Annotated in this window: 19 protein-coding genes and 2 tRNA genes; 16 read left to right on the top strand and 5 right to left on the bottom strand. The window is 44.8% G+C overall.

Going from position 1 to position 21558, the window contains the following annotated elements; translation table 11 throughout:
* Positions 1 to 2: 2 nt before the first annotated feature.
* Positions 3 to 1403, top strand: a complete 1401-nt coding sequence (locus OCV99_RS16320; RefSeq protein ID WP_158371944.1) for a CAP and S-layer homology domain-containing protein — start codon at positions 3 to 5, stop codon at positions 1401 to 1403.
* A gap of 62 nt (positions 1404 to 1465) precedes the next feature.
* Here OCV99_RS16320 and OCV99_RS16315 read toward each other — a convergent pair whose 3' ends face one another.
* Complete coding sequence (locus OCV99_RS16315) at positions 1466 to 2260, bottom strand: MerR family transcriptional regulator (RefSeq protein WP_158371942.1); 795 nt, start codon at positions 2258 to 2260, stop codon at positions 1466 to 1468.
* Positions 2261 to 2357: 97 nt separating this feature from the next.
* Here OCV99_RS16315 and OCV99_RS16310 point away from each other — a divergent pair, with 97 nt between their 5' ends.
* The 6 genes from OCV99_RS16310 to fucO all read left to right on the top strand — a co-directional run bounded on the left by OCV99_RS16310 (position 2358) and on the right by fucO (position 6644).
* Positions 2358 to 3683, top strand: a complete 1326-nt coding sequence (locus OCV99_RS16310) for an MATE family efflux transporter (RefSeq protein WP_158371940.1) — start codon at positions 2358 to 2360, stop codon at positions 3681 to 3683.
* A gap of 157 nt (positions 3684 to 3840) precedes the next feature.
* Positions 3841 to 3912: transfer RNA gene (locus tag OCV99_RS16305), tRNA-Gln, on the top strand.
* A 55-nt stretch (positions 3913 to 3967) separates the two neighbouring features.
* A tRNA-Pro gene (locus tag OCV99_RS16300) sits at positions 3968 to 4041 on the top strand.
* Between the two features lie 80 nt (positions 4042 to 4121).
* The gene (locus OCV99_RS16295; RefSeq protein ID WP_158371938.1) at positions 4122 to 4787 is read left to right on the top strand and encodes an energy-coupled thiamine transporter ThiT; all 666 of its coding nucleotides are present in this window, start codon (positions 4122 to 4124) and stop codon (positions 4785 to 4787) included.
* A 52-nt stretch (positions 4788 to 4839) separates the two neighbouring features.
* Positions 4840 to 5400, top strand: coding sequence for a TetR/AcrR family transcriptional regulator C-terminal domain-containing protein (locus tag OCV99_RS16290; protein ID WP_262575963.1), 561 nt, complete (start codon positions 4840 to 4842; stop codon positions 5398 to 5400).
* A 98-nt stretch (positions 5401 to 5498) separates the two neighbouring features.
* Positions 5499 to 6644 carry a lactaldehyde reductase gene (fucO, locus tag OCV99_RS16285; protein WP_158371936.1) on the top strand — a complete coding sequence of 382 codons (1146 nt, stop codon included), beginning with the start codon at positions 5499 to 5501 and terminating at the stop codon, positions 6642 to 6644.
* A gap of 20 nt (positions 6645 to 6664) precedes the next feature.
* Here the strand turns inward: fucO and OCV99_RS16280 are convergent, their stop codons facing one another.
* On the bottom strand, positions 6665 to 7192 hold the full coding sequence (locus OCV99_RS16280; protein WP_158371934.1) for a TetR/AcrR family transcriptional regulator: 528 nt from the start codon (positions 7190 to 7192) through the stop codon (positions 6665 to 6667).
* A 192-nt stretch (positions 7193 to 7384) separates the two neighbouring features.
* Here OCV99_RS16280 and glgB point away from each other — a divergent pair, with 192 nt between their 5' ends.
* Positions 7385 to 9181: a 1,4-alpha-glucan branching protein GlgB gene (glgB, locus tag OCV99_RS16275; RefSeq protein ID WP_158371932.1), complete on the top strand. Its 1797-nt coding sequence runs from the start codon at positions 7385 to 7387 to the stop codon at positions 9179 to 9181.
* Positions 9182 to 9212: 31 nt separating this feature from the next.
* Here the strand turns inward: glgB and OCV99_RS16270 are convergent, their stop codons facing one another.
* Positions 9213 to 10571 carry a CapA family protein gene (locus tag OCV99_RS16270; RefSeq protein ID WP_262575961.1) on the bottom strand — a complete coding sequence of 453 codons (1359 nt, stop codon included), beginning with the start codon at positions 10569 to 10571 and terminating at the stop codon, positions 9213 to 9215.
* Positions 10572 to 10862: 291 nt separating this feature from the next.
* The gene (locus tag OCV99_RS16265; RefSeq protein WP_158371928.1) at positions 10863 to 11144 is read right to left on the bottom strand and encodes a helix-turn-helix domain-containing protein; all 282 of its coding nucleotides are present in this window, start codon (positions 11142 to 11144) and stop codon (positions 10863 to 10865) included.
* Positions 11145 to 11352: 208 nt separating this feature from the next.
* On the opposite strand from OCV99_RS16265, the gene OCV99_RS16260 reads away from it, so the two are divergent.
* From OCV99_RS16260 to gatB, 8 genes are all read left to right on the top strand, one after another.
* Positions 11353 to 12936 carry a ClC family H(+)/Cl(-) exchange transporter gene (locus OCV99_RS16260; protein WP_158371926.1) on the top strand — a complete coding sequence of 528 codons (1584 nt, stop codon included), beginning with the start codon at positions 11353 to 11355 and terminating at the stop codon, positions 12934 to 12936.
* A gap of 202 nt (positions 12937 to 13138) precedes the next feature.
* Complete coding sequence (locus OCV99_RS16255; protein ID WP_158371924.1) at positions 13139 to 13471, top strand: helix-turn-helix domain-containing protein; 333 nt, start codon at positions 13139 to 13141, stop codon at positions 13469 to 13471.
* The gene (locus OCV99_RS16250; protein WP_158371922.1) at positions 13472 to 13711 is read left to right on the top strand and encodes a helix-turn-helix domain-containing protein; all 240 of its coding nucleotides are present in this window, start codon (positions 13472 to 13474) and stop codon (positions 13709 to 13711) included. It abuts the gene before it with no gap.
* Between the two features lie 437 nt (positions 13712 to 14148).
* Positions 14149 to 15483, top strand: coding sequence for an aspartate--tRNA(Asn) ligase (gene aspS, locus OCV99_RS16245; RefSeq protein ID WP_158371920.1), 1335 nt, complete (start codon positions 14149 to 14151; stop codon positions 15481 to 15483).
* A 36-nt stretch (positions 15484 to 15519) separates the two neighbouring features.
* Positions 15520 to 16623 carry a hypothetical protein gene (locus tag OCV99_RS16240; protein WP_158371918.1) on the top strand — a complete coding sequence of 368 codons (1104 nt, stop codon included), beginning with the start codon at positions 15520 to 15522 and terminating at the stop codon, positions 16621 to 16623.
* On the top strand, positions 16613 to 16906 hold the full coding sequence (gatC, locus tag OCV99_RS16235; RefSeq protein WP_158371916.1) for an Asp-tRNA(Asn)/Glu-tRNA(Gln) amidotransferase subunit GatC: 294 nt from the start codon (positions 16613 to 16615) through the stop codon (positions 16904 to 16906). The genes OCV99_RS16240 and gatC overlap by 11 nt, the downstream gene beginning before the upstream one ends.
* A gap of 14 nt (positions 16907 to 16920) precedes the next feature.
* Positions 16921 to 18417, top strand: a complete 1497-nt coding sequence (gatA, locus tag OCV99_RS16230) for an Asp-tRNA(Asn)/Glu-tRNA(Gln) amidotransferase subunit GatA (RefSeq protein ID WP_158371914.1) — start codon at positions 16921 to 16923, stop codon at positions 18415 to 18417.
* Between the two features lie 2 nt (positions 18418 to 18419).
* On the top strand, positions 18420 to 19856 hold the full coding sequence (gene gatB, locus OCV99_RS16225; RefSeq protein ID WP_158371912.1) for an Asp-tRNA(Asn)/Glu-tRNA(Gln) amidotransferase subunit GatB: 1437 nt from the start codon (positions 18420 to 18422) through the stop codon (positions 19854 to 19856).
* A 72-nt stretch (positions 19857 to 19928) separates the two neighbouring features.
* On the opposite strand, the gene OCV99_RS16220 is transcribed toward gatB, so the two are convergent.
* Positions 19929 to 21218, bottom strand: a complete 1290-nt coding sequence (locus tag OCV99_RS16220; protein WP_158371910.1) for an aspartate aminotransferase type Ic — start codon at positions 21216 to 21218, stop codon at positions 19929 to 19931.
* Positions 21219 to 21558 lie beyond the last annotated feature (340 nt).

Genomic DNA, 21558 nt, shown 5'->3' with positions numbered 1-21558 from the left:
GTATGAAAAAAAGAACCAGGATTTTGGCGGCAGTTTTGGCGTTTAGCATGATGGCGATGCCAGTGAGTGCTAAGGAGGCAGCGGTGATAGGAGACGCTGCTTCTTGGAAGGGACAGACGGAGGAAGGAATTCAGGTGGCAGAAGATGCAGTGATGCCTGAATTTGCGGCAGAAGATATGGAGGAAGTCTTTGAGACTGCCGATTTGTCTTCTGTAGGATGCAGTATTGAAGAGTGGGCAGTCCTGTATGGTACGAATAAGATTCGTATGATAAATGGTCTTCAGCCTTTGTCTGTTACGGACAAGATGCAGAAGGCGGCGGATGTCAGGGCACAGGAGATACAGACTTTCTTTGATCACACCAGACCAAATGGGAACGACTGTTTTACGGCTTTAACAGAAGCGGGAGCTTCCTATGATGTTGGCGGAGAGAATATCGCAGCAGGTTATGCTGATGCGGCTGAAGTATTAGACGGCTGGTGGAACAGTGAGGGACACCGTGCGAACATGCTGGATACGGATTATAATCATCTTGCGGTAGGGTATGGTTATAATGAAAATGATCCGAATCACTATTATAATTATTGGGTTCAGATGTTTATTGGAAGCTGTACGCCAACCAGTATATCCATTGAGGAAGAGAATGCGTATACTTACCTGTTGGAGCGAGGAGAAGATATAGATGATCTGGGACTGGTATTGAAGGTAGAATGCAAACATGGAACCTCTTATATGCCGGTTATCAGTGAGATGTGCAGCGCTTATGATGAATCAAAATTGAATGAAGAGCAGACAGTAACGGTTACTTACGGAGGGAAAACAACTACATTCCCTATCTATGTCTGCGAACCTATGCCATTTACAGATGTAAATGATACGGACTGGTATTTCGACTATGTGGCGAATGTTTATTATAACAATATCATGACGGGATTGAAGCCTACAGTCTTTGGCCCGGCAGATCCTCTGGTACGAGCACAGTTTGCAGTGATTCTTTATCGGATGAGCGGTGAACCGGCAGTAACATATACGCCAAAATTCCCGGATGTGGCGAATGAACAGTGGTATACGAATGCAATACTCTGGGCAAGTGATGTTGGTGTTGTAACCGGTTATTCTAATACGGGGCTTTTTGGACCTGCTGACAATATTACCCGTGAGCAGATGGCGGTTATGATGTACCGCTATGCACAAGGTTTGGGATATGATGTCAGCGAAAAAGCTGATTTCAGCAAATTTGCAGATGCTTCCAGTGTAAGTTCCTTTGCCCGGGAAGCGATGCAGTGGGCAGTCGGAACCGGAATCATTACCGGAAAGGATAATGAAACAAGAATTGACCCGCAGGGAAATGCAAATCGTGCGGAATGTGCGACGATTATCACAAGATTTCTGCGGAAGTATTAAACAAGACATTAGGTAAAGCGGCTTGAGGCCAGAAGCCGTCTGTTTGGAATAAGGTGCGGGGATTATTCCCCGCACCTTATTTGTAATTCTGTAATATGTTCTTGCTCTTTTTCACTCTGGTGGATATCTGCCCATAGAAGTTCCAGAAAAGGTCCTTCCGGGGAAAGTCCTTGTTCCCGGGCGTAATTCAACATCCGTGGGATATAGTCTGCGTTCTGGGCACAGTCGCCCTGATAGCTTACGGTAAGGTAGGCTCCGCCGGGGATGGTTTCATCCCCATCTTTGTCTATGATAAAGACGTCTGTGTAATGTCTGAAGTGTCCGGCTATAGCGCTTTCAAGAGGGATGACGGAACCAATACGGTTATTGCCGATGATGTAGAGTTTGTCCGGATTCTTATTCAGTAATTGTTTGATTAATATGTCCATCTCCGTGTCGAGCTTATAACCGGAATGGATGGTATAGCAATGACGTTCGGGAATTTCCTTTTTTTCGATGATGCCAAGGGGCTGTTTCCTGGTATCCCGCAGGGTTTCCAGGCGGTCTTCTATATTAGTTTTCAGTGCATCCAGAGACTGCATTTTTTCTTCAATTACAGTCAGCTCTTCCTGAAGAAGCGCTTCCGTACCTGCCAGACTCCGGTTGTTCAGGTATTCCCGGATGCGTTCCATAGAAAAGCCCAGCTCCCGCAGGTCGCGGATGACATTCAGCCGCCAGATATCATGGATATGGTACATCCGATAATTATTTTCTCCGCGCTTTGGTTTTAAAATTCCCAGTTCTTCATAATAACGAAGAGAATCGGAGCTGATATTGTAGAGACTGGAAATTTCACCGATTCGGTAATAATGTTTCACAAAACTTCCTCCTATAAAAATAATAGTAATCTCTTGACCTTAGTATTATACTAAGGTTTATGCTGTAAATGCAAGAGAGAAAAGGAGAGGTTCTGTCATGATGCTGGAAGGAAATTCTTTAAAAAGAGATTTTATGAAATTTATCATACCGTCTATCGTTGCCCAGTGGGTATTTGCGCTTTATACGATGGTAGACGGAATATTTGTGGCAAGAGGTGTGTCGGAGGTGGCGCTGACCGCTGTAAATATCGTGATGCCCTATATTATGGCGCTGTATGCTGTTTCTATTTTATTTGCGGTAGGAACATCCACGGTTGTAGCGATTAAGCTGGGGGAGAAGGATGGCAGGAAAGCGAATGAGATTTTTACTCAGAATATTGTACTGCTTACCATCTTTTCGGTTGTGATTACGGTGGTGGTAATGCTGAATCTTAAGCCCGTTGCGGCGTTTCTCGGAGCTACGGAAGTGAATATGGAATACGTGCTGGAATACCTGGGAAGCATTGTACCGTTTTCGGGATTATTTATCCTATCCTATTCTTTCGAAACATTGATTAAGACGGATGGATATCCGAAGAGAGCGACTGCAATTGTGACAATTGGTTCTGCGGTAAATGTAATCCTTGATTATTTCATGGTAATGAGATGGCATATGGGAATTGGCGGCGCAGCGCTTGCTACAGGCATTGCCCATGTGCTTTTGATTACACTGTATCTGGTACATTTTTGCGGAAAGAAGGGTACGATTAAATTCTGCAGATTTAAGCCGGATATACCGCTTGTCTGGCGAGAGTTTAAGAATGGCCTGCCTTCCGGAATTACAGAATTGTCTACCGGATTGATTATTTTCTTATTTAACCAGGCGATTCTTAAGTTCTTAAATGAAGATGCGCTGGTAAGCTATACCATTATTTCTTATGTGAATTCAATCGCGATCATGACGATGGTAGGGATTGCGCAGGGTTATCAGCCTTTGATTAGTTATTATTATGGACAGAAGCGGATGGATAAATGCAGAAAGCTTTTCCGCTATGGCATTACGGCAGCAGTGGTGGCGTCTGTTCTATTTACCGGTGGATGCCTGCTGGGAGCAAATGGAATCGTGAAGCTGTTCATTGCGCCGGATATGGGGGATTTATATAAGTATTCCTGCGATGTGCTTCGTATCTTTGCTCTGTCATTTTTGCTTGCCGGTTATAATGTAGTCGTTGGCGGTTATTTTACGGCAGTAGAGAAGCCTGCTGAGGCAACTTGCATTTCTCTTTCGAGAACGATTGTGGCATTGGTTCTCAGCCTGGCAGCACTGACGGCACTTTTTGGCGGAGCGGGTATCTGGTGGAGTCCGCTTATGGCAGAGGGAATAACCTTTATATTGACGATGCTCCTGTTTATAGGATACAGAAAACGAACCTTTAGAAAATAATTTCTGCTTTTTTACCATAAATTTACACTTTTCGGCATTTAAAATTGGTGAGAAAAACCAAAAACAAAAAAAACAAAAAAAGGGGTTGATTTTTGAAAAGTTTTTGGTATAATAATATTTGTTTGCTGGACAACACAGAAGAACGAAAACAAAATGATGCGGAATGGTGTAATTGGCAGCACAGCAGACTCTGACTCTGTTAGTAGGGGTTCAAGTCCCTTTTCCGTAGTTCCTTGGCAGGGGCGCCGGGTGTTGCGGTTATCCAAGATGTCCGGTCAATATAACGGAGTGTGGCTCAGTTTGGTAGAGCGCTACGTTCGGGACGTAGAGGTCGCAGGTTCAAATCCTGTCACTCCGATTTTTACTTATAAATCAAGAGTTTAGTGACTCTTGATTTTTTTGTGATATATTGTTACCATTTTATTGGGAGGCTTTTTTATGTTTGGATTTATGGTTAATGCAGAGGGCGGTCTTACGACAGCCGGTTATGTAGTGTGTGTAATTGTGGGATTGGCAGTTCTTGCGCTGGCGTCTTATTTCGCGGGAAAGAGTTCCGGGAAAAAGAAAATGGGAACGAAACAGTTGGTATTCTGTGCGATGGCGATAGCGCTTGCGTTTCTGACATCTTATATCAGGATTTTTCGGCTGCCGTGGGGCGGAAGCGTAACGCTTTGCAGCATGTTATTTATTGTACTGGTAGCAAATTGGTATGGTGTAAAGACGGGAATGCTGGTTGGACTTGCTTATGGTATTCTTCAGTTTATACAGGAGCCGTACGTGCTGTCCTTTTTCCAGGTATGCTGCGATTATATCCTTGCTTTTGCGGCATTGGGAGTTGCAGGCTTTTTTGCGAAGAGCAAGGGAGGGCTGATAAAAGGATATGTTGTGGCAGTGCTTGCAAGAGGGGCGTTTCATGCCTTGGGCGGATACCTGTACTGGATGTCTTATATGCCGGATAATTTTCCGGCGGCGTTAAAGAGCGTGTATCCGATTGTGTATAATTATAGTTTTCTTCTGGCGGAGGGAATCATTACTCTTATTATTATATCTGTACCATCCGTCGCAAAAGGTCTTGCGCGTGTGAAGCAGTCGGCTGTAGAATAGAAGATAGAGAGTAAGACGGACGGCTTGCGTCATAAAGAGGAGGTTCCGTAAGATGAAGAAACAGGAACTGATGAAATACCGGCTGGCGGATGCAATGAAGCAATGTATGAAGGATACGCCGGTGGAGCGGATTACAGTGAAGGAGATTGCAGATACTTGTGGAACAACAAGGCAGACATTTTATCGGAATTTTCAGGATAAATATGATCTGATTAACTGGTATTTCGATAAAATCCTACTGGAGTCTTTTGAACATATGGGAGAGGGCAGGACAATCTATGAAGGACTGGTGAAGAAGTTTGAATTTATTGATAAGGAAAAAGTGTTTTTCCGTGCAGCCTTTAAATCTGACGAACAGAATTGCCTCAAAGACCATGATTTCTGCCTGATCCTGCAGTTTTATACGGAAAAGATTGAATCGAAGTCAGGGAAGAAGCTGACGGAAAACTTACGTTTCCTCCTGGAAATGTACTGCCAGGGGTCGATTTATATGACGGTGCAGTGGGTGTTAGGCAGGATGGAGCGGACGCCCCGGGAACTGGCGCATTCCCTGGTGGAAGCGATGCCGGCGGGGCTTGCAGAAGTCTTCCGGGAATTAAAACTTATCAGCTAGGTGACACATTTGCCATTTTGTAACTTTTTATTTGGAGACGGAATTGTTAAAATAAAGACAAGTAAAATGTTAATGCCAAAGAAAAGGAGAGAATGAAGATGGCAAACAGAATTATGTTAAACGAAACCTCCTATCATGGAGCGGGAGCAATCAAAGAAATTGCGGCAGAAGCAAAAGCAAGAGCATTTAAGAAAGCGTTTGTATGTTCAGACCCGGATCTGATTAAATTCGGAGTAACGGCGAAGGTTACGGATGTGCTGGATGAAGCGGGGCTGGCATATGAAGTTTATTCTGACATTAAGGCAAATCCTACCATCCAGAATGTACAGAATGGAGTTGCTGCTTTTAAAAAGGCAGAGGCAGATTATATTATCGCTATCGGCGGCGGTTCTTCTATGGATACGGCAAAGGCTGTGGGAATTATTATTGCCAATCCGGAATTTGAGGATGTAAGAAGCCTGGAGGGTACAGCGCCTACAAAGAATCCATGTGTACCGATTATTGCGGTGCCTACGACAGCAGGAACGGCTGCAGAGGTTACGATTAACTATGTCATTACGGACGTGGAAAAGAAGAGAAAATTTGTATGTGTTGACCCGCACGATATGCCGGTTATTGCTGTTGTAGATTCTGATATGATGTCTTCTATGCCGAAGGGGCTGACAGCTTCTACTGGTATGGACGCTTTGACACACGCAATTGAAGGCTATACAACGAAAGCAGCGTGGGAGATGACAGACATGTTCCATCTTAAAGCAATCGAGATTATCGGAAAGTCTTTAAGAGGGGCTGTGGCAAATGAGAAGGAAGGCCGCGAAGGCATGGCTCTTGGACAGTATATTGCAGGTATGGGCTTTTCTAACGTAGGATTGGGAATCGCTCATTCCATGGCGCATACGCTTGGGGCAGTATATGACACGCCGCACGGTGTGGCATGTGCAATGATGCTTCCAATCGTAATGGAATACAATGCAGAATGTACCGGAGAGAAGTACCGGGAAATCGCAAGAGCAATGGGTGTAAAGGGCGTAGATGAGATGTCAGTAGAAGAATACAGAAAAGCGGCTGTAGATGCAGTACAGCAGCTCTCTATTGATGTAGGAATCCCGGCCAAGCTTGAAGCAATCAAAGAAGAAGACCTGCAGTTCCTTGCAGAATCTGCATATGCAGACGCATGCTGCCCGGGCAATCCGAAGGATACTAATGTAGAAGATCTGAAGGAACTGTTCAGAAAATTGATGTAAATGAGATGATTTCAGAGGAGCTATTGGAGCTGGAGCTTCTCGGCAAATCCGGCGATAATCTTCACGGCGGAGTCGGCATCGTCACCGCTGTGTTTTAAAAATGCATGGAAAGAACCCTGGATAAGGAATGTAAGTAATATTTCTTTTTCAAGGTTCTTTTCATATTCCGGATGTTTTTGAAACACGAATTTCCGGATGGTATCTTCCAGCCGGGTAATCATAATTTCCTGACGGCTTCCGGAAAATAGGGTATGAAGCAGTGTGGTCTGCGACAGCATTGCCTCCGTGAGCTCTAAGGTGGCGCGCCCGGGATTGTCACTTAGGGTGTCCAGATGAGGAATGGAGCGTACGATGTTATTAATCAGCTCGGTTTCCAGCGTCTCGGATAAATCATAAATGTCTTTGTAATGCTGATAGAAGGTTGCTTTATTAATAAATGCAAGCTCTGACAGTTCTTTTATCGTGATTTTTTCAATCGGCTTTCTTGAGCGCAATTCAATAAAAGCATTGGTAATATTGATACGGGTACGTTTTACGCGCAGGTCCATAATGTCTCCTTTTTGACTATTTTTTCAATCCGTCAATTATTTTACGGATGTGTAAAATTGATGATGGTACGTAACTTTGATTTTCGGTAAAATCAGTATAGCAAGAAAAACGACGGCAGTCAATTAAGCGAATGCCATTAAAAAAATAATAAGCAGAGCGGTTTTACCGCTGTGGATACGGAGGAAGATAGTATGGATATGTACGGGTTTTACACAGGGAAAATATTTGACGCACATCATTTCCTTGGATGTCGGATAGAGGGAGGCGGCGCCGTGTTTCGTACATTTGCCCCGGCAGCAGTGAGGATTGAAGTGATTGGGGAATTTAATGGATGGAACGGCACGGAGATGTATCGGATTCATGACCGGAATTTCTGGGAATGCAGAATCGCGGATGCTAAGCCGGGGATGATGTATAAGTATAGGATTTATACAAGGGACGGTTCGTGGACAGACCACTGCGACCCTTACGGCTATGGGATGGAGCTCAGACCCGCCAGTGCGTCCATAATCCGGGATTTGAGCGGGTATGCGTTTGCAGACAGAGAATGGATGGAAAAACGCTGTGACTGCAAGGAGAAGCCATTGAATATTTATGAAGTGCATGCGGGTTCCTGGAAGAAGAACCCGGAAGAAGAAAATGGCTGGTACCGATATCAGGAACTGGCGGATATCCTGATTCCTTATCTGAAGGAATATGGATATAATTATGTGGAATTCATGCCCCTTAGCGAGCATCCCTGCGATGAATCCTGGGGATACCAGAACACCGGGTTTTTCAGCCCTACTTCCCGCTATGGGACGGCGCTGGAAGCAAAAGAGATGGTGGATAAGTTTCATCAGAATGGTATTGGGGTGATTCTGGATTTTGTCCCGGTACATTTTGCGGTGGATGGATATGGGCTGGCAAATTATGACGGCACGCCGCTGTATGAATATCCGCATCGGGATGTGGGGGACAGCGAATGGGGAAGCAAGAATTTCATGCATTCCAGAGGGGAAGTGCGAAGTTTCCTGCAGTCTTGTGCTGCTTATTGGATGGAGGAATACCATATTGACGGGCTTAGAATGGACGCTATCAGCCGGATTATTTATTGGCAGGGGGAGCCTGCCCGGGGTGTGAACCGGAATGCAGTGGAATTTCTGCAATATATGAACCGGGGATTGAAGGAGCGGTATCCGGGTATCCTTCTTGCAGCGGAGGATTCTACTTCCTATCCGGGCGTGACGAAGGATGCAGGGGAAGGCGGTCTTGGATTTGATTATAAATGGGATATGGGCTGGATGAATGATACGTTGAATTATTTCCGTTCGGCGCCGGAATACCGGACAGAAGAATATCACAAACTGACATTTTCCATGATGTACTATTATGATGCAAATTACCTGCTGCCTTTATCCCATGATGAGGTGGTACATGGAAAGGCAACGATTCTGCAGAAGATGAATGGAGAATATGACAAGAAATTTCCCCAGGCAAGAGCATTTTATATGTATATGTATGCGCATCCGGGCAAGAAATTGAATTTTATGGGAAATGAATTCGGCCATATGCGGGAATGGGATGAGAAGCGCCAGATGGATTGGGATTTGCTTCAATATCCGATCCACGATGCATTTCATCATTTCATGAAGGATTTAAATCATCTGTATTTGTGTACGCCTGCCCTGTGGGAGAAGGATTATCAGACGGAAGGCTTCCAGTGGCTTGACTGCCATCAGGAAGAGAAATGTATTTATGCTTTTTCAAGAAAAGGCGGCGGACAGATGATGATAGCTGTGTTTAATTTTTCGGATAAAACACAGGGAAAATTTTCTTTGGAGGTTCCGGATGGTACATACCAGGTTGTTTTAAATAGTGAAGAAGAATGTTACGGAGGAAGCGTGAAGGAGAAGGAAACGTGGATAATAGAAGGAAATAGACTTGAGATAGATATTCCGGCATTCTGCGGTATCTATATTGGTTGTAAGCCGGAGTCGGATGAATAAAAAGATTGTGCCTTGGTATGCATCGCTACCCCTATTTCAGGGGCAGCGCCTGCTGTACTTTATTAACGCCTTCGCCGATAATGGCGTTGGTTCTAGCCAGAGATTCCTGAGCATCTGCGGCAACACTAAGTCCGGTCATCTCTTCCAGCTTGTCCGGTTCATTTAGCGGAAGGATATAGTATTCAGCTCCATTATTGTTGGTGAGCGATACCCAGGTGGGGATGAAATCTGCTTTTTCGATAGATACCTGTCCTTCCTTATCCCGGTGGAGTGTCAGGGAGAGCATGAGTCCGTCTTCTGTATGCCCGTAGGCAAGTCCGTCCATATATTCGGTACGCTGGTTGGAAAGGTGATTTCCGATTGCATAGGCACATAACATCTGATGATTTCCATCAGCGCTTTCCAGCAGGTCTACCGGTTGGATGACATGCGGGTGGCTGCCGATCAGGGCGTCAATACCCATGTCACAGAGCCGCTGAGCCATGGCATCCTGTTCTTCAGACTCTTCTGTCTGGTACTCAATCCCCCAGTGCATATAGGCTACCGTAAATTCCACGCCTTCCGCTTCCATTTCTTCCAGGCCGGTTTCGATTTCCCGGTAAAAGGATTCCAAATCATTGGATTGGAAGCTGTTGATTAAGGGTGCGCTTTCATCGGTGACTGCGATGCCGTTAATGGTTTTCTGTCCGTTCACTTCTTCTGTCTCGAATACATAGTTGAAAAAGCCAACTTTAATGCCGCCGATATCCTGGATCGTGTAAGTTTTATCAGAGGTAGTCTTGCGGGTTCCGGCGTAAAGAAGAGAATTCTGCGTCATCACATCCATAGTTCGCTGCAGACCCTCATCTCCATTGTCATAAATGTGGTTGTTGGCAAGCAGGCACATATCCACGCCATTTGCCGCCAGAGCTTCTGCGATTGCATCCGGGGAGTGGAAAGTAGGGTAGCCGCTGTAATCTCCGTCTGTCAGCGCGCATTCCAGTGTGGTGACGGCAAAGTCAGCGGATTCCAGATAACTCTTTACGTATGTAAAAATGGGATTATAATCATAGGTTCCATCCTCTTTGTAGTAGGCAGGAGAGGTCAGGAACGGCTTATGCATAATAATGTCTCCGGCAGTGAATAAGGTGGCAGTGGATTCTTCCACCTCCTTAGAAGACTCCTGCTCTTCCGGGTCTATGGTAACCTTCTTTGCACTTTCACTTTTGGACTCATTTTTGGATGAATCTGCCAGGGCGTTCCGGATAACCCCGCCTAATATAATCACCATCAGCAGTGTGGCGCCTGCAAGCATCAGCCTCCTGCGAAGAACAATCTGACGCCTGCGTGCGGCGCGCCTCCTTCTGATTCTCTCACGTTCTCTTCTTTCATCATCTGTCTGCTGGTTCATGTCTGCCTCCCTCATCTTTGGTATATTCCGTTTTTGATAGTTTTCTTAGCATGAAGTATATCATAAAACGGGGAAATTTGCCATCTATTAAAGGGAGTTCCAGGATGAATACCAGATAACTTATTTTGTCAATGCTGGAAAGAGTTTTACAAACTTCTGTATCAGCACGCACTTCTAAAAGAAGCAGTAATTGTTTTTTTAGAAGATGCATGACAGGGCTTGATTCTGATACCTTTGGACCGTCTCAGCTTTATGGAGAAATATGAATAAGATTTACCATCACGGCAGCTTTCAGCGCCATATATGGAAGATCTTATTCTCTAGGTCTTTTTGTACATTCGATAGATATTGATTAATTTCTTCATCTGCTAATTCAATCTTAAAGGATAATAGTTCGTCTGTGGTAATACCAAGCAGCCGTGCAATGGGTACAAGCAAAGTGATATCCGGCAGCGTATTACCTTTTTCCCATTTATTGACAGCAGGGGTAGTTACGCCAAGACAAGCGGCCATTTCCTCCTGAGTCATTCCTTTGTTTTTTCTATATTTTCTGATGATATCTCCGATTGCCATGCCTGATTATCTCCTTCATAATTTTTTGGAATGCTCCTATATATAGTATAGCTGTTTGAAGTTCAAAAACAATTGAATGGAGGTTAAATGGCGGGAATTATTTTTTACCATTGCTTAACTTTCGGGTTCTTTGTTATAATATAGGACGGTATAAAGGAGCAGACAAAAAGAGAAACTCCAATAATTCAGGATGGGAGAATTTGTTGACATGAAGAACAGTACAGCGAGTACGATTAAGCGTGCGGAAAGATTTCAGGTTGTATTGATTGGCGAGGGGATTATAGTGGGTGGAATTGCGGGACTTATGGTGATTCTGTATCGTATTTTCCTCGAATATGCGGGGGAATGGCTGCAGAGAATTCTTGCGTATATCGGACAATCCCCGATACGGATGGCGGTGTGGTTTGGTGTTCTGCTGATTCTGGCAGTTGTGGTCGGGAAACTGGTAGATTATGAACCGCTCATATCCGGAAGCGGAATTCCGCAGTTGGAAGGTGAGATGTCGGGAAAGATCGATCAGGTATGGTGGAAAGTGCTTCCAGCAAAATTTCTGGGCGGATTTTTATGTATTCTTGGAGGAATGTCCCTGGGGCGGGAAGGCCCGTCAATCCAGTTGGGAGCCATGGCAGGAAAGGGTATTTCCAAAGGGCTTGACAGAGGTAAGACAGAAGAGAGATTCCTTCTTACCTGTGGGGCAAGCGCGGGACTTTCTGCTGCATTTCAGGCGCCCCTTGCGGGAGTAATGTTTTCACTGGAAGAGGTACATAAGAATTTTTCAGTGTCAGTTTTGATTTCTGTTATGTCAGCGTCTGTTACGGCAGATTTTCTGGCATCGGCCGTGATGGGAGTGGATTCGGTCTTTACATTTGATCTTGTAGATGCCCTGCCGAGAGAGTACTATGGATTGCTTCTGATACTGGGTTTTGTGTTGGGAATCCTGGGAGCTTTTTATAACTGGTTTACATTAAAAGTGCAATCCCTTTACAACCGGGCAAAATTTTTAAATACCACGACGAAGTTAATGATACCCTTTGCGTGTGCCGGAATTCTTGGATTCACGATGCCGGAAATTTTAGGAAGCGGACATTCTGTTATAGAATGGCTGACTGGCGGCGAAGGCGTTATGCTGCATATGGTACTGATTATTTTAATTAGCAAATTCATTTTTTCGGCGGTCTGCTTTGGGTCAGGAGCGCCGGGCGGGATCTTCTTTCCGCTTCTGGTGCTGGGCGGCTGTATTGGAGGAGCGTTTGGTCTGATAAGTGTGAAATATTTCGGACTGGATGCAATGTATGTGAATAACATCGTGCTTTTGTCTATGGCAGGATATTTTACAGCGATTGTACGGGCGCCCCTTACGGGAATTATTCTCATTTTTGAAATGACAGGTTCTGTAAGTCAGATGCTGTCTCTGACACTGGTATCGATTGTGGCATATATCACGGCGACGCTTCTTAGGTCGAAGCCGATTTATGAAAGCCTGTTGGAACGCCTTCTCAGGAAACAAGGAGAGGCAGTACCGGAGAATCACGGTCAGAAGGTTTTGGCAGATTTTGTGATTATGCATGGTTCCAGGTTGGCAGGCAAAACCATCAGCGAGGTAGAATGGCCGCAGAACTGCCTGCTGGTTGCAATCCGGCGGGAAGGGGAAGAACTCATACCCCGCGGCAGGACAAGGCTGATGGCAAGCGATACGATTGTCACCCTGACGGATGAACGGGACAGTGGGAGCGTACATGACAAAATGGAAGAATTGTGTAAATGCGTGTTAATTCAGGACGTAGTAAAATGACATTTTACTACGTCCTGAATTAACATTTGCCCTGTACCTATTTGTTATTTTATTGGTGAATGATGAAAAAATAATTCATAAAATTAAATTCTATACATAATTGTGTCTTTGTGATGCATGTTAAATCTAATGAGATTTTACTAAAATGAATGTAGTGTATTATTAGCTGGTATACCGACCTACGAATGCTGGAGGTAGTTTTATGGATTATTGTAAACTTGGCTTAAGAATTAAGGAAATAAGGAAGAAGCGGCGAATGTCCCAGCAGACCCTGTCTTATGAGATTGATTATTCAATTCCGCATATCAGTCATGTGGAGAATGGAACAACTAAACTGAGTGTAGATTTTCTGGTAAAAACGGCCAATGCCCTGCAGGTTACGACGGATCAGCTGCTTTGCGATAGTCTTGATAATTCCGAAATGATATTCCAGGGTGAGATTATGGAGTCGTTGAAAGATTGTAGTAATACGGAACTTAAAATTATTAACCGGTTGATTAAAGATGTAAAAGTGAATTTGAGAGAGAATATTTAGATGGAAAGTGGGAAAAACATACAACTGTTATATGATGTGGGTTTGCGGATTAAGGAGCTTCGGCTGGAAAATGAATGGAAACAAATTGAACTTGCAAAAAGGATTGGAGTGGATCGGACATCGGTTTCGTCCTACGAGCGTGGAAAACGGATTCCGGACATATTCATTTTGTGCAGGATTGCGGATGAATTTGGAGTGACGCTGGATTATTTGGTGGGGCGCTCTGTGCAGGGAGAATGATATTGATGGCTGAACTGATATCCAAAAGTGAATTTTTTTGTATTATAATCTTGCAAAAACGGGAATACTGTGCTAATATAAAAACCGATTTAATAAAGTAAAGCGATGAACAAGACTCTAATCCCTGGAACTTGACAGGAATAAGATGTCACCGACTGAGAGCATCTTTTGAGGAATGGGAGATATGGGAACACTTGGGAGCAGACTGGTTGAAATAGCAGTAGGTCAGTACGTGGATGCGCGTTAAGCATATAAGAGAGGAAGCTTTTTGCAGATACAAAAAAGACTGCAGCGATACAGCCGTGTTGTATAAAAGAGCTTCAATGCGGGTGGTACCGCGGATTATGAAGAATATCCGTCCCGGAATACGTAAATGTGTTCCGGGATTTTTTTTATTCTATTTTCCGGAGCACCGGTCAAAGGAAGGAGAACAGATTATGGAATTTTTAACAGGCGTCAGACAGAAAGAAACTTTGGAAATCAGCGAATTGCTGGCAGTGGACGGCGAAGGGCAGACTGTCAAAGTAAATGGTGCGGTTCATACGATCCGTAATATGGGAAATGTTGCTTTTGTCGTTTTGAGAAAGCGGGAAGGACTGCTTCAGTGTGTTTATGAGGAAGGCGTTTCTAAATTTGCATTGAAGGATGTGAAGGAAGCTGATACTATTGAGATAGAAGGTGTGCTGGAGCAGAATGAAAAGGCTCCGAATGGCATAGAGATACGTATGGAAAGTATCCGTATTTTAAGTGAGCCTGCAGATGAGCGGATGCCTCTTGCTATTTCCAAATGGAAGTTAAATACATCGGTGGATGCAAAGCTGAATTACCGGTCGATTGCGCTTCGCAATATCCGGGAAAGAGCAAAGTTTAAGATTCAGGAAGGAATTACAAGAGCATTTCGTGATTTCTTATATGGCCAGGGATTTACGGAGATTCATACGCCAAAACTTGGGGCGAAGAGTGCAGAGGGCGGCGCGAACTTATTCCGTCTGGAATATTTCCACAGACCGGCTATCCTGCAGCAGAGCCCGCAGTTGTATAAGCAGATGATGGTGGGAGTTTATGACCGTGTATTTGAGACTGCACCGGTATTCCGTGCGGAGAAGCATAATACAAAGCGTCATCTGAACGAATACACCAGTCTGGATTTTGAGATGGGTTATATCGACGGATTTGAAGACGTCATGGCGATGGAGACGGGATTTTTACAGTACTTGATGGAGCTTTTAAAGAAAGATTATGCAAAAGAATTGAAAATCCTGGATATTACACTTCCAGATGTCTCGAAGATTCCGGCAGTCCGCTTTGATGAAATTAAACAGAAGGTTTCGGAAAAGTATGACCGGAGGATTAAGAATCCGTTTGATTTAGAACCGGAAGAGGAACAGTTGATCAGCCAGTATGCGAAGGAAGAGTGGGGCAGTGATTTTGTATTTGTGACCCATTATCCATCTAAGAAACGGCCGTTCTATGCGATGGATGATCCGGAGGACAGCAGGTATACATTAAGTTTTGACTTACTGTATAAAGGGCTTGAGATTACGACCGGAGGACAGCGTATCCATGATTATCAGATGCTTCTTGACAAACTTGCCGCCCGCGGCATGGAGGAAGAAGGCCTGACCCATTACCTGGATACTTTTAAGCATGGAATGCCGCCTCATGGCGGGCTTGGGATTGGTCTGGAACGTCTTACCATGAAGCTGGTGGGCGAGGATAATGTGAGAGAAACCACGCTCTTTCCGAGAGATTTAAGCAGACTGGAGCCTTAGTGGGGAAGTTCCCCGGGAGAATGAGAGGGAAAGGTTATGTTTGGAAAAAAGTGTAGTTTATGCGGGGGAAAATTAAATAGTGAGAATGTATGTACAGAATGTGGTTTGGATAATACGAAAACTGACAGGAATTATAAGATAAACCAGAGCAGCTGTGATAATCAGCCGTTGACCCATGTACATCCACATCCGGAGGAAACTGACCGCCGGAAGGTGCAGGCAGACCGCGCTTCCGGGCAGAAGCGCCAGGAGCCGAAACAAAAACGCCAGGAGTTGGAACAAAAACGCTGGGTACAGCAGCAGCCGTCGCAGAAAAAGAATTCTAAAAAACGGGTGGCACTGATTCCGGTTATTTTCATTATATTGGGAATTGCTGCAAGTGTAATATCGGCTGTGGGTGACATGGCACAGGAATGGGGTGGCAGCGGCCTGGAGGAAATTACCGGTTTGTTTGATGATTATGATTATAACTATGATTATGACTATAATCCTTATGAATATGTGCAGCGTGAGTTGTCAGAGGATGGAGAGCGTTTTCGTGTGGACTTAAGCCAGGGCGAATATGTGGGAGGCGTGCATCTCCCGGAAGGAGCGTATACCGTCAGCATCAAAGAGGGTTATGCCTCTGTAAATGTTACGGATGATGCGAATGGCATTTATTTATACGAAAGTCTGAATATGCAGGAGAATGCGCAGTGTGAAGATGTTCGGATTTATACAGGGGCGCGGGTAGAAGTGAGCGGCGAAGCATCGGTGGAATTTGCAACAGAAAATGGGCAGATGGATGAATCAGCAGCCATGGAACAGAATCCTTTGACGGAGACGGTCACCTTGCGTGGCGGAGAAATGCAGGCAGGCGTGGACTTTGAGCCGGGTGTATATGATTTGTATATGGAAAATGGCTATGTAAGCCTTCAGGTTATGGTTTATGACGGACCGGATTTAATACAGGAGAGCTATCTCTGGCTGGATGCAGATTCTTCCGGTACGAATGGCTATAAGAATCTGGTGCTTCCGCAGGGAGCTGTCATAAGCTGGGAGGAAGAAGAACAGGAAATGGTACTAAAGCCCAGCGAGGGAATTATTTCACAGGATTATCTGTCTTATTATGTGCAGGAAGGAGAAGACTATGGCGAATAAGATCTCAGATGAAACAATTGAATATGTAGGGATTCTGGCGAAGCTGGAGCTGTCCGGTGAGGAGAAGGAAAAGGCAAAAGCGGATATGGAAAAGATGCTGGATTATATCGACACGTTGAATGAGCTTGATACAGAGGGAATCGAACCGATGTCCCATGTGTTCCCGATTCACAATGTGTTTCGGGAGGATGTAGTGACAAATGGCGACGGCAGTAAAGATACACTTGCCAATGCTCCGCTTAAGAAAGATCAGAGCTTTAAAGTACCGAAAACGATTGGATAGGAGGCAGCGTCAGTATGGATATGATAAGTTTGACAGCGGTTGAGTTAGGGAAAAAGATTCAGGCAAAGGAAATCTCCGCCAGAGAAGCGGCAGAGGCGGCATTTGCACAGATTGACAGAGTAGAAGCGGACGTCCACAGTTATGTGACGATTGACAGGGAAGGGGCGATTAAGCGTGCTGATGAAGTTCAAAAGCTTATCGACAAGGGAGTCCTTACAGGTCCCCTTGCCGGAGTTCCGGTTGCCATTAAGGATAATATGTGTACGAAAGATATGCTGACTACCTGCAGTTCCAGAATTCTGGGGGATTTTAAACCTACATTTACAGCGGAGGCCGTACAGAATCTGGAGAAGGCAGGGGCGGTTATTCTGGGTAAGACGAATATGGATGAATTTGCCATGGGAAGTACTACAGAAACTTCCTATTATGGAGAGACGAAGAACCCATGGAATTTAAAACATGTGCCAGGCGGTTCTTCGGGCGGTTCCTGTGCGGCGGTGGCGGCAGAAGAATGCTTCTATGCCCTGGGTTCGGATACAGGCGGTTCTATCCGTCAGCCCAGTGCTTTTTGTGGGGTGACGGGGATGAAGCCGACCTATGGGACGGTATCCCGGTACGGATTGATTGCTTATGGCTCTTCGTTGGATCAGATTGGACCGATTGCCAGAGATGTGACGGACTGTGCAGTAATTCTTGAAACGATTGCCTCTCATGATAAAAAAGACAGTACATCCATTGCAAGAGAAACCTACGATTTTACCAGCGCCCTGACCGAGGATGTGAAGGGAATGAAGATTGGTATCCCCAGAGATTATTTTGGAGAAGGACTGGACAGCGAAGTGAGGGATGCAATTTATGCGGCGGCAAAAGTACTGGAAGCAAAAGGAGCTATTGTGGAAGAGTTCGACTTGAGTCTGGTACAGTATGCGATTCCGGCTTATTATGTGATTGCCTCCGCAGAAGCAAGTTCCAACTTATCCCGCTTTGATGGGGTAAAATATGGCTATCGCACGGAAGAGTATGAGGGACTTCACAATATGTATAAGAAATCCCGTTCTGAAGGATTTGGTGAAGAAGTAAAACGAAGAATCATGCTGGGTTCTTTTGTTTTAAGTTCCGGTTATTACGATGCTTACTATTTGAAAGCACTGCGCACAAAGGCTTTGATTAAGCAGGCGTTTGACAAAGCATTTGCAGAATATGACGTCATACTGGCGCCGGCATCGCCCACAACTGCGCCGGAACTTGGCAAGAGCTTAAGCGATCCGTTGAAAATGTATCTGGGAGATATTTATACGGTATCTGTCAATCTGGCAGGGCTGCCGGGAATCAGCATTCCGGTAGGAACGGATTCCAAAGGGCTTCCGATTGGAATGCAGATTATTGGAGACTGCTTTGCGGAAAAGAAAATTATCCGGGCGGCATATTCTTTTGAGAAAAGCAGAACCTATGAAAGGCCGGGGCTTGTGAAGGCGTGCAGTGAGGACAGACAGCAGAAAGGAGACAGATAATTATGGCAAAACAGTACGAGACGGTGATTGGTCTGGAGGTTCATGTGGAGCTTGCGACAAAGACAAAAATATTCTGCTCCTGCAGCACGGAGTTTGGAGGCGCGCCAAATACCCATACCTGCCCGGTGTGTACAGGTATGCCGGGTTCGCTTCCGGTATTAAACAAACAGGTAGTTGAGTATGCAGCGGCTATCGGGCTTGCGACCAACTGTGAGATAACAAAGGTATGTAAATTTGACCGGAAGAATTATTTTTATCCTGATAATCCGCAGAATTATCAGATTTCCCAGCTCTATCTTCCGATTGCCAGAAATGGCTATGTGGAGATTGAAGTAGGGGATATGAAAAAGAAGGTTCGTATCCATGAGATGCATATGGAAGAGGACGCCGGGAAATTGGTTCATGATGAGTGGGATGATACATCGCTGGTGGATTATAACCGAAGCGGCGTCCCATTGGTGGAAATTGTGTCTGAGCCGGATATGCGTTCTGCCGATGAGGTTATTGCGTATCTGGAGAAGCTTCGCATGATTATTCAGTATCTTGGAGCGTCGGATTGTAAGCTTCAGGAAGGCTCCATGAGAGCAGATGTCAACTTATCCGTAAGGGAAGTTGGCTCTGAGAAGTTCGGAACCAGGACGGAGATGAAGAACCTAAATTCTTTTAAAGCGATTGCACGGGCAATTGAGGGAGAGCGCCAGCGTCAGATTGACCTTTTGGAAGCCGGAAGGAGCGTTGTACAGGAGACCAGACGGTGGGATGATAATAAAGAATCTTCTCATGCAATGCGGTCGAAAGAGGATGCACAGGATTACCGTTATTTCCCGGAACCGGATTTGGTACCGATTGTAATCAGCGACGAATGGATTGCCGAGATTCGGGCAAGGCAGCCGGAGCTGCGCACAGAGAAGCTGGAACGCTATAAGAAGGAATTTGATATTCCGCAGTATGATGCCGAGATTATTACGGGAACGAAGAAGCTGGCGGATATCTTTGAAGCTACGACGGCTATCTGCAAGAAGCCCAAGAAAGTATCCAATTGGCTGATGGTAGAGACGCTTCGGCTTCTGAAGGAACATGACATGGAAGCAGAAGATATCCGGTTTTCCCCGGAGAATCTTGCTAAGTTGATTGAACTTGCAGATGCGGGAACGATTAACAGTTCTGTGGCGAAGGAAGTTTTTGAGAAGATTTTTACAGAAGATGTAGATCCGGAGCAATACGTGGAAGAGAAGGGCTTGAAGACCGTTAATGATACGGGAGCGCTTCAGGCTGTCGTAGAGAAGATTATTGCAGATAATCCGCAGGCAGCAGCCGATTATAGAGGCGGAAAGGAAAAAGCTTTGGGAGCTTTGGTGGGACAGACCATGAAGGCTATGAAAGGGAAAGCAAATCCGGGAATGGTGAATCAGATGCTGAGAGAGCTGCTAAGTAAATAGAGATGTGATGCATAGACAAGAAGGACGCCGGGAGGCGTCCTTCTTGCGTTGGGTTTATATTTTATAGAAGGTTTATTCTTTGTGTGAAAGAATCTTATCAATACTTACCAGCTTAACACTGAGTACGAAAATCTGCGTTGCCACAGCAAGCTCTTCTTCCGTAGGATAGGAAGGGGCGATACGGATATTGCTGTCCTTTGGATCCTTTCCATAAGGGAAGGTAGCTCCTGCATTTGTCATAATAAGGCCGGCTTCTTTTGCCTTAGCCACAATTTTCTTTGCACATCCTTCCATAGAATCGAAGGAAATGAAATAACCGCCACGCGGTGAGAGCCAGGAACCGATTCCCAGGCCGCCTAATTCTCTTTCCAGTGTGTTCAGAACGGTATCAAACTTTGGCCGCATAATATCTGCATGTCTTTTCATATGCTTTACCATTCCATGGATGTCTCCGAAGTATCTTGCGTGCCGCAGTTGATTCACCTTGTCGTGTCCGATGGTCTGAATCTTCATCTGCTTGCGGATGTCTTCCAGGTTAGCATCAGAAGCAGCGATAGCAGCAATTCCTGATCCGGGGAAACTGATCTTGGAAGTAGAAGAGAACTTGTAAACCATGTCAGGGTGTCCTTCCTTTTTACATTCCATAAGAATCTCAATCAGGTAGTCCTGTTTGTCTTCATATAAATGGTGGATGCCGTAAGCATTATCCCAGAAGATACGGAAATCCTCTGCCGCCGGATTCAGCTTGGCAAAACGGTGTACGGTTTCATCGGAATAGGTAATCCCCTGGGGATTTGAATATTTCGGTACACACCAGATTCCCTTAATTGCCGGGTCGCTTTCTACCAGCTTTTCTACCATATCCATATCCGGTCCGGTGGGTGTCATCGGGACATTAATCATTTCAATCCCAAAATATTCTGTAATTGCAAAATGTCTGTCATAACCGGGAACCGGACACAGGAATTTTACTTTATCTAATTTGCACCAGGGCGTGCTTCCCATAACGCCGTGAGTCATGGAACGTGCAATGGTGTCATACATTACGTTCAGGCTGGAATTCCCAAAGATGACGATATTATCCTTCGGAACCTCCATCATATCGGCGAGGAGCTGCTTCGCTTCCTTGATACCGTCAAGAACTCCGTAATTACGGCAGTCAACGCCTTCTTCACAGACAAGGTCAGAGTCACTGTTCAGAACATCCATCATTTCCATAGAAAGATTCAACTGTTCTGTAGAAGGCTTCCCTCTTGACATGTCAAGTTTCAGCCCTTTTGCTTTCACTTCTTCAAATTGTGCTTCTAAGCCAGATTTTAATGATAATAATTCTTCTTTTGATAATTCTTCGTATGTTGCCACTTTCGTATCCTCCATCCTGCTATTCCTCAATGTTACCATTGTACCATAAATTGAAAATGCGTCAATTGTTTCCTGCAAAAAAACGGAAGAAAAACAAAGATTTCGTTATGTTTTACAAGCGTTTTGAAATTTTAAAAGAGTTTTTATTCATTTCTTCTTTTCAAAATCGGTCAATGGAATTAAAATAAGATTGATCGAATCAATTAACGGAGGTTGCTGAATTTTTGGAAGAGTATTTGTCTTCGGAAGCAATTTGGTGATATGTCAAGAGGAAAATGAAAAAGATTTTTTTGGAAAAGGGTAACCTTAATAGACCTACGGTCTAAAAGAAACGTAAGTT

The organism is Dorea acetigenes (assembly GCF_025567385.1).
Taxonomy (GTDB): domain Bacteria; phylum Bacillota; class Clostridia; order Lachnospirales; family Lachnospiraceae; genus Claveliimonas; species Claveliimonas acetigenes.
This window is presented reverse-complemented; position numbering and strand designations above follow the sequence as displayed.

Bases quoted from the DNA above. Each gene is read 5' to 3' on its own strand.
- OCV99_RS16320 (WP_158371944.1), top strand. From the start codon at position 3: ATGAAAAAAAGAACCAGGATTTTGGCGGCAGTTTTGGCGTTTAGCATG.
- OCV99_RS16310 (WP_158371940.1), top strand. From the start codon at position 2,358: ATGATGCTGGAAGGAAATTCTTTAAAAAGAGATTTTATGAAATTTATC.
- OCV99_RS16295 (WP_158371938.1), top strand. From the start codon at position 4,122: ATGTTTGGATTTATGGTTAATGCAGAGGGCGGTCTTACGACAGCCGGT.
- OCV99_RS16290 (WP_262575963.1), top strand. From the start codon at position 4,840: ATGAAGAAACAGGAACTGATGAAATACCGGCTGGCGGATGCAATGAAG.
- fucO (WP_158371936.1), top strand. From the start codon at position 5,499: ATGGCAAACAGAATTATGTTAAACGAAACCTCCTATCATGGAGCGGGA.
- OCV99_RS16280 (WP_158371934.1), bottom strand. From the start codon at position 7,192: ATGGACCTGCGCGTAAAACGTACCCGTATCAATATTACCAATGCTTTT.
- glgB (WP_158371932.1), top strand. From the start codon at position 7,385: ATGGATATGTACGGGTTTTACACAGGGAAAATATTTGACGCACATCAT.
- OCV99_RS16270 (WP_262575961.1), bottom strand. From the start codon at position 10,571: ATGAACCAGCAGACAGATGATGAAAGAAGAGAACGTGAGAGAATCAGA.
- OCV99_RS16265 (WP_158371928.1), bottom strand. From the start codon at position 11,144: ATGGCAATCGGAGATATCATCAGAAAATATAGAAAAAACAAAGGAATG.
- OCV99_RS16260 (WP_158371926.1), top strand. From the start codon at position 11,353: ATGAAGAACAGTACAGCGAGTACGATTAAGCGTGCGGAAAGATTTCAG.
- OCV99_RS16255 (WP_158371924.1), top strand. From the start codon at position 13,139: ATGGATTATTGTAAACTTGGCTTAAGAATTAAGGAAATAAGGAAGAAG.
- OCV99_RS16250 (WP_158371922.1), top strand. From the start codon at position 13,472: ATGGAAAGTGGGAAAAACATACAACTGTTATATGATGTGGGTTTGCGG.
- aspS (WP_158371920.1), top strand. From the start codon at position 14,149: ATGGAATTTTTAACAGGCGTCAGACAGAAAGAAACTTTGGAAATCAGC.
- OCV99_RS16240 (WP_158371918.1), top strand. From the start codon at position 15,520: ATGTTTGGAAAAAAGTGTAGTTTATGCGGGGGAAAATTAAATAGTGAG.
- gatC (WP_158371916.1), top strand. From the start codon at position 16,613: ATGGCGAATAAGATCTCAGATGAAACAATTGAATATGTAGGGATTCTG.
- gatA (WP_158371914.1), top strand. From the start codon at position 16,921: ATGGATATGATAAGTTTGACAGCGGTTGAGTTAGGGAAAAAGATTCAG.
- gatB (WP_158371912.1), top strand. From the start codon at position 18,420: ATGGCAAAACAGTACGAGACGGTGATTGGTCTGGAGGTTCATGTGGAG.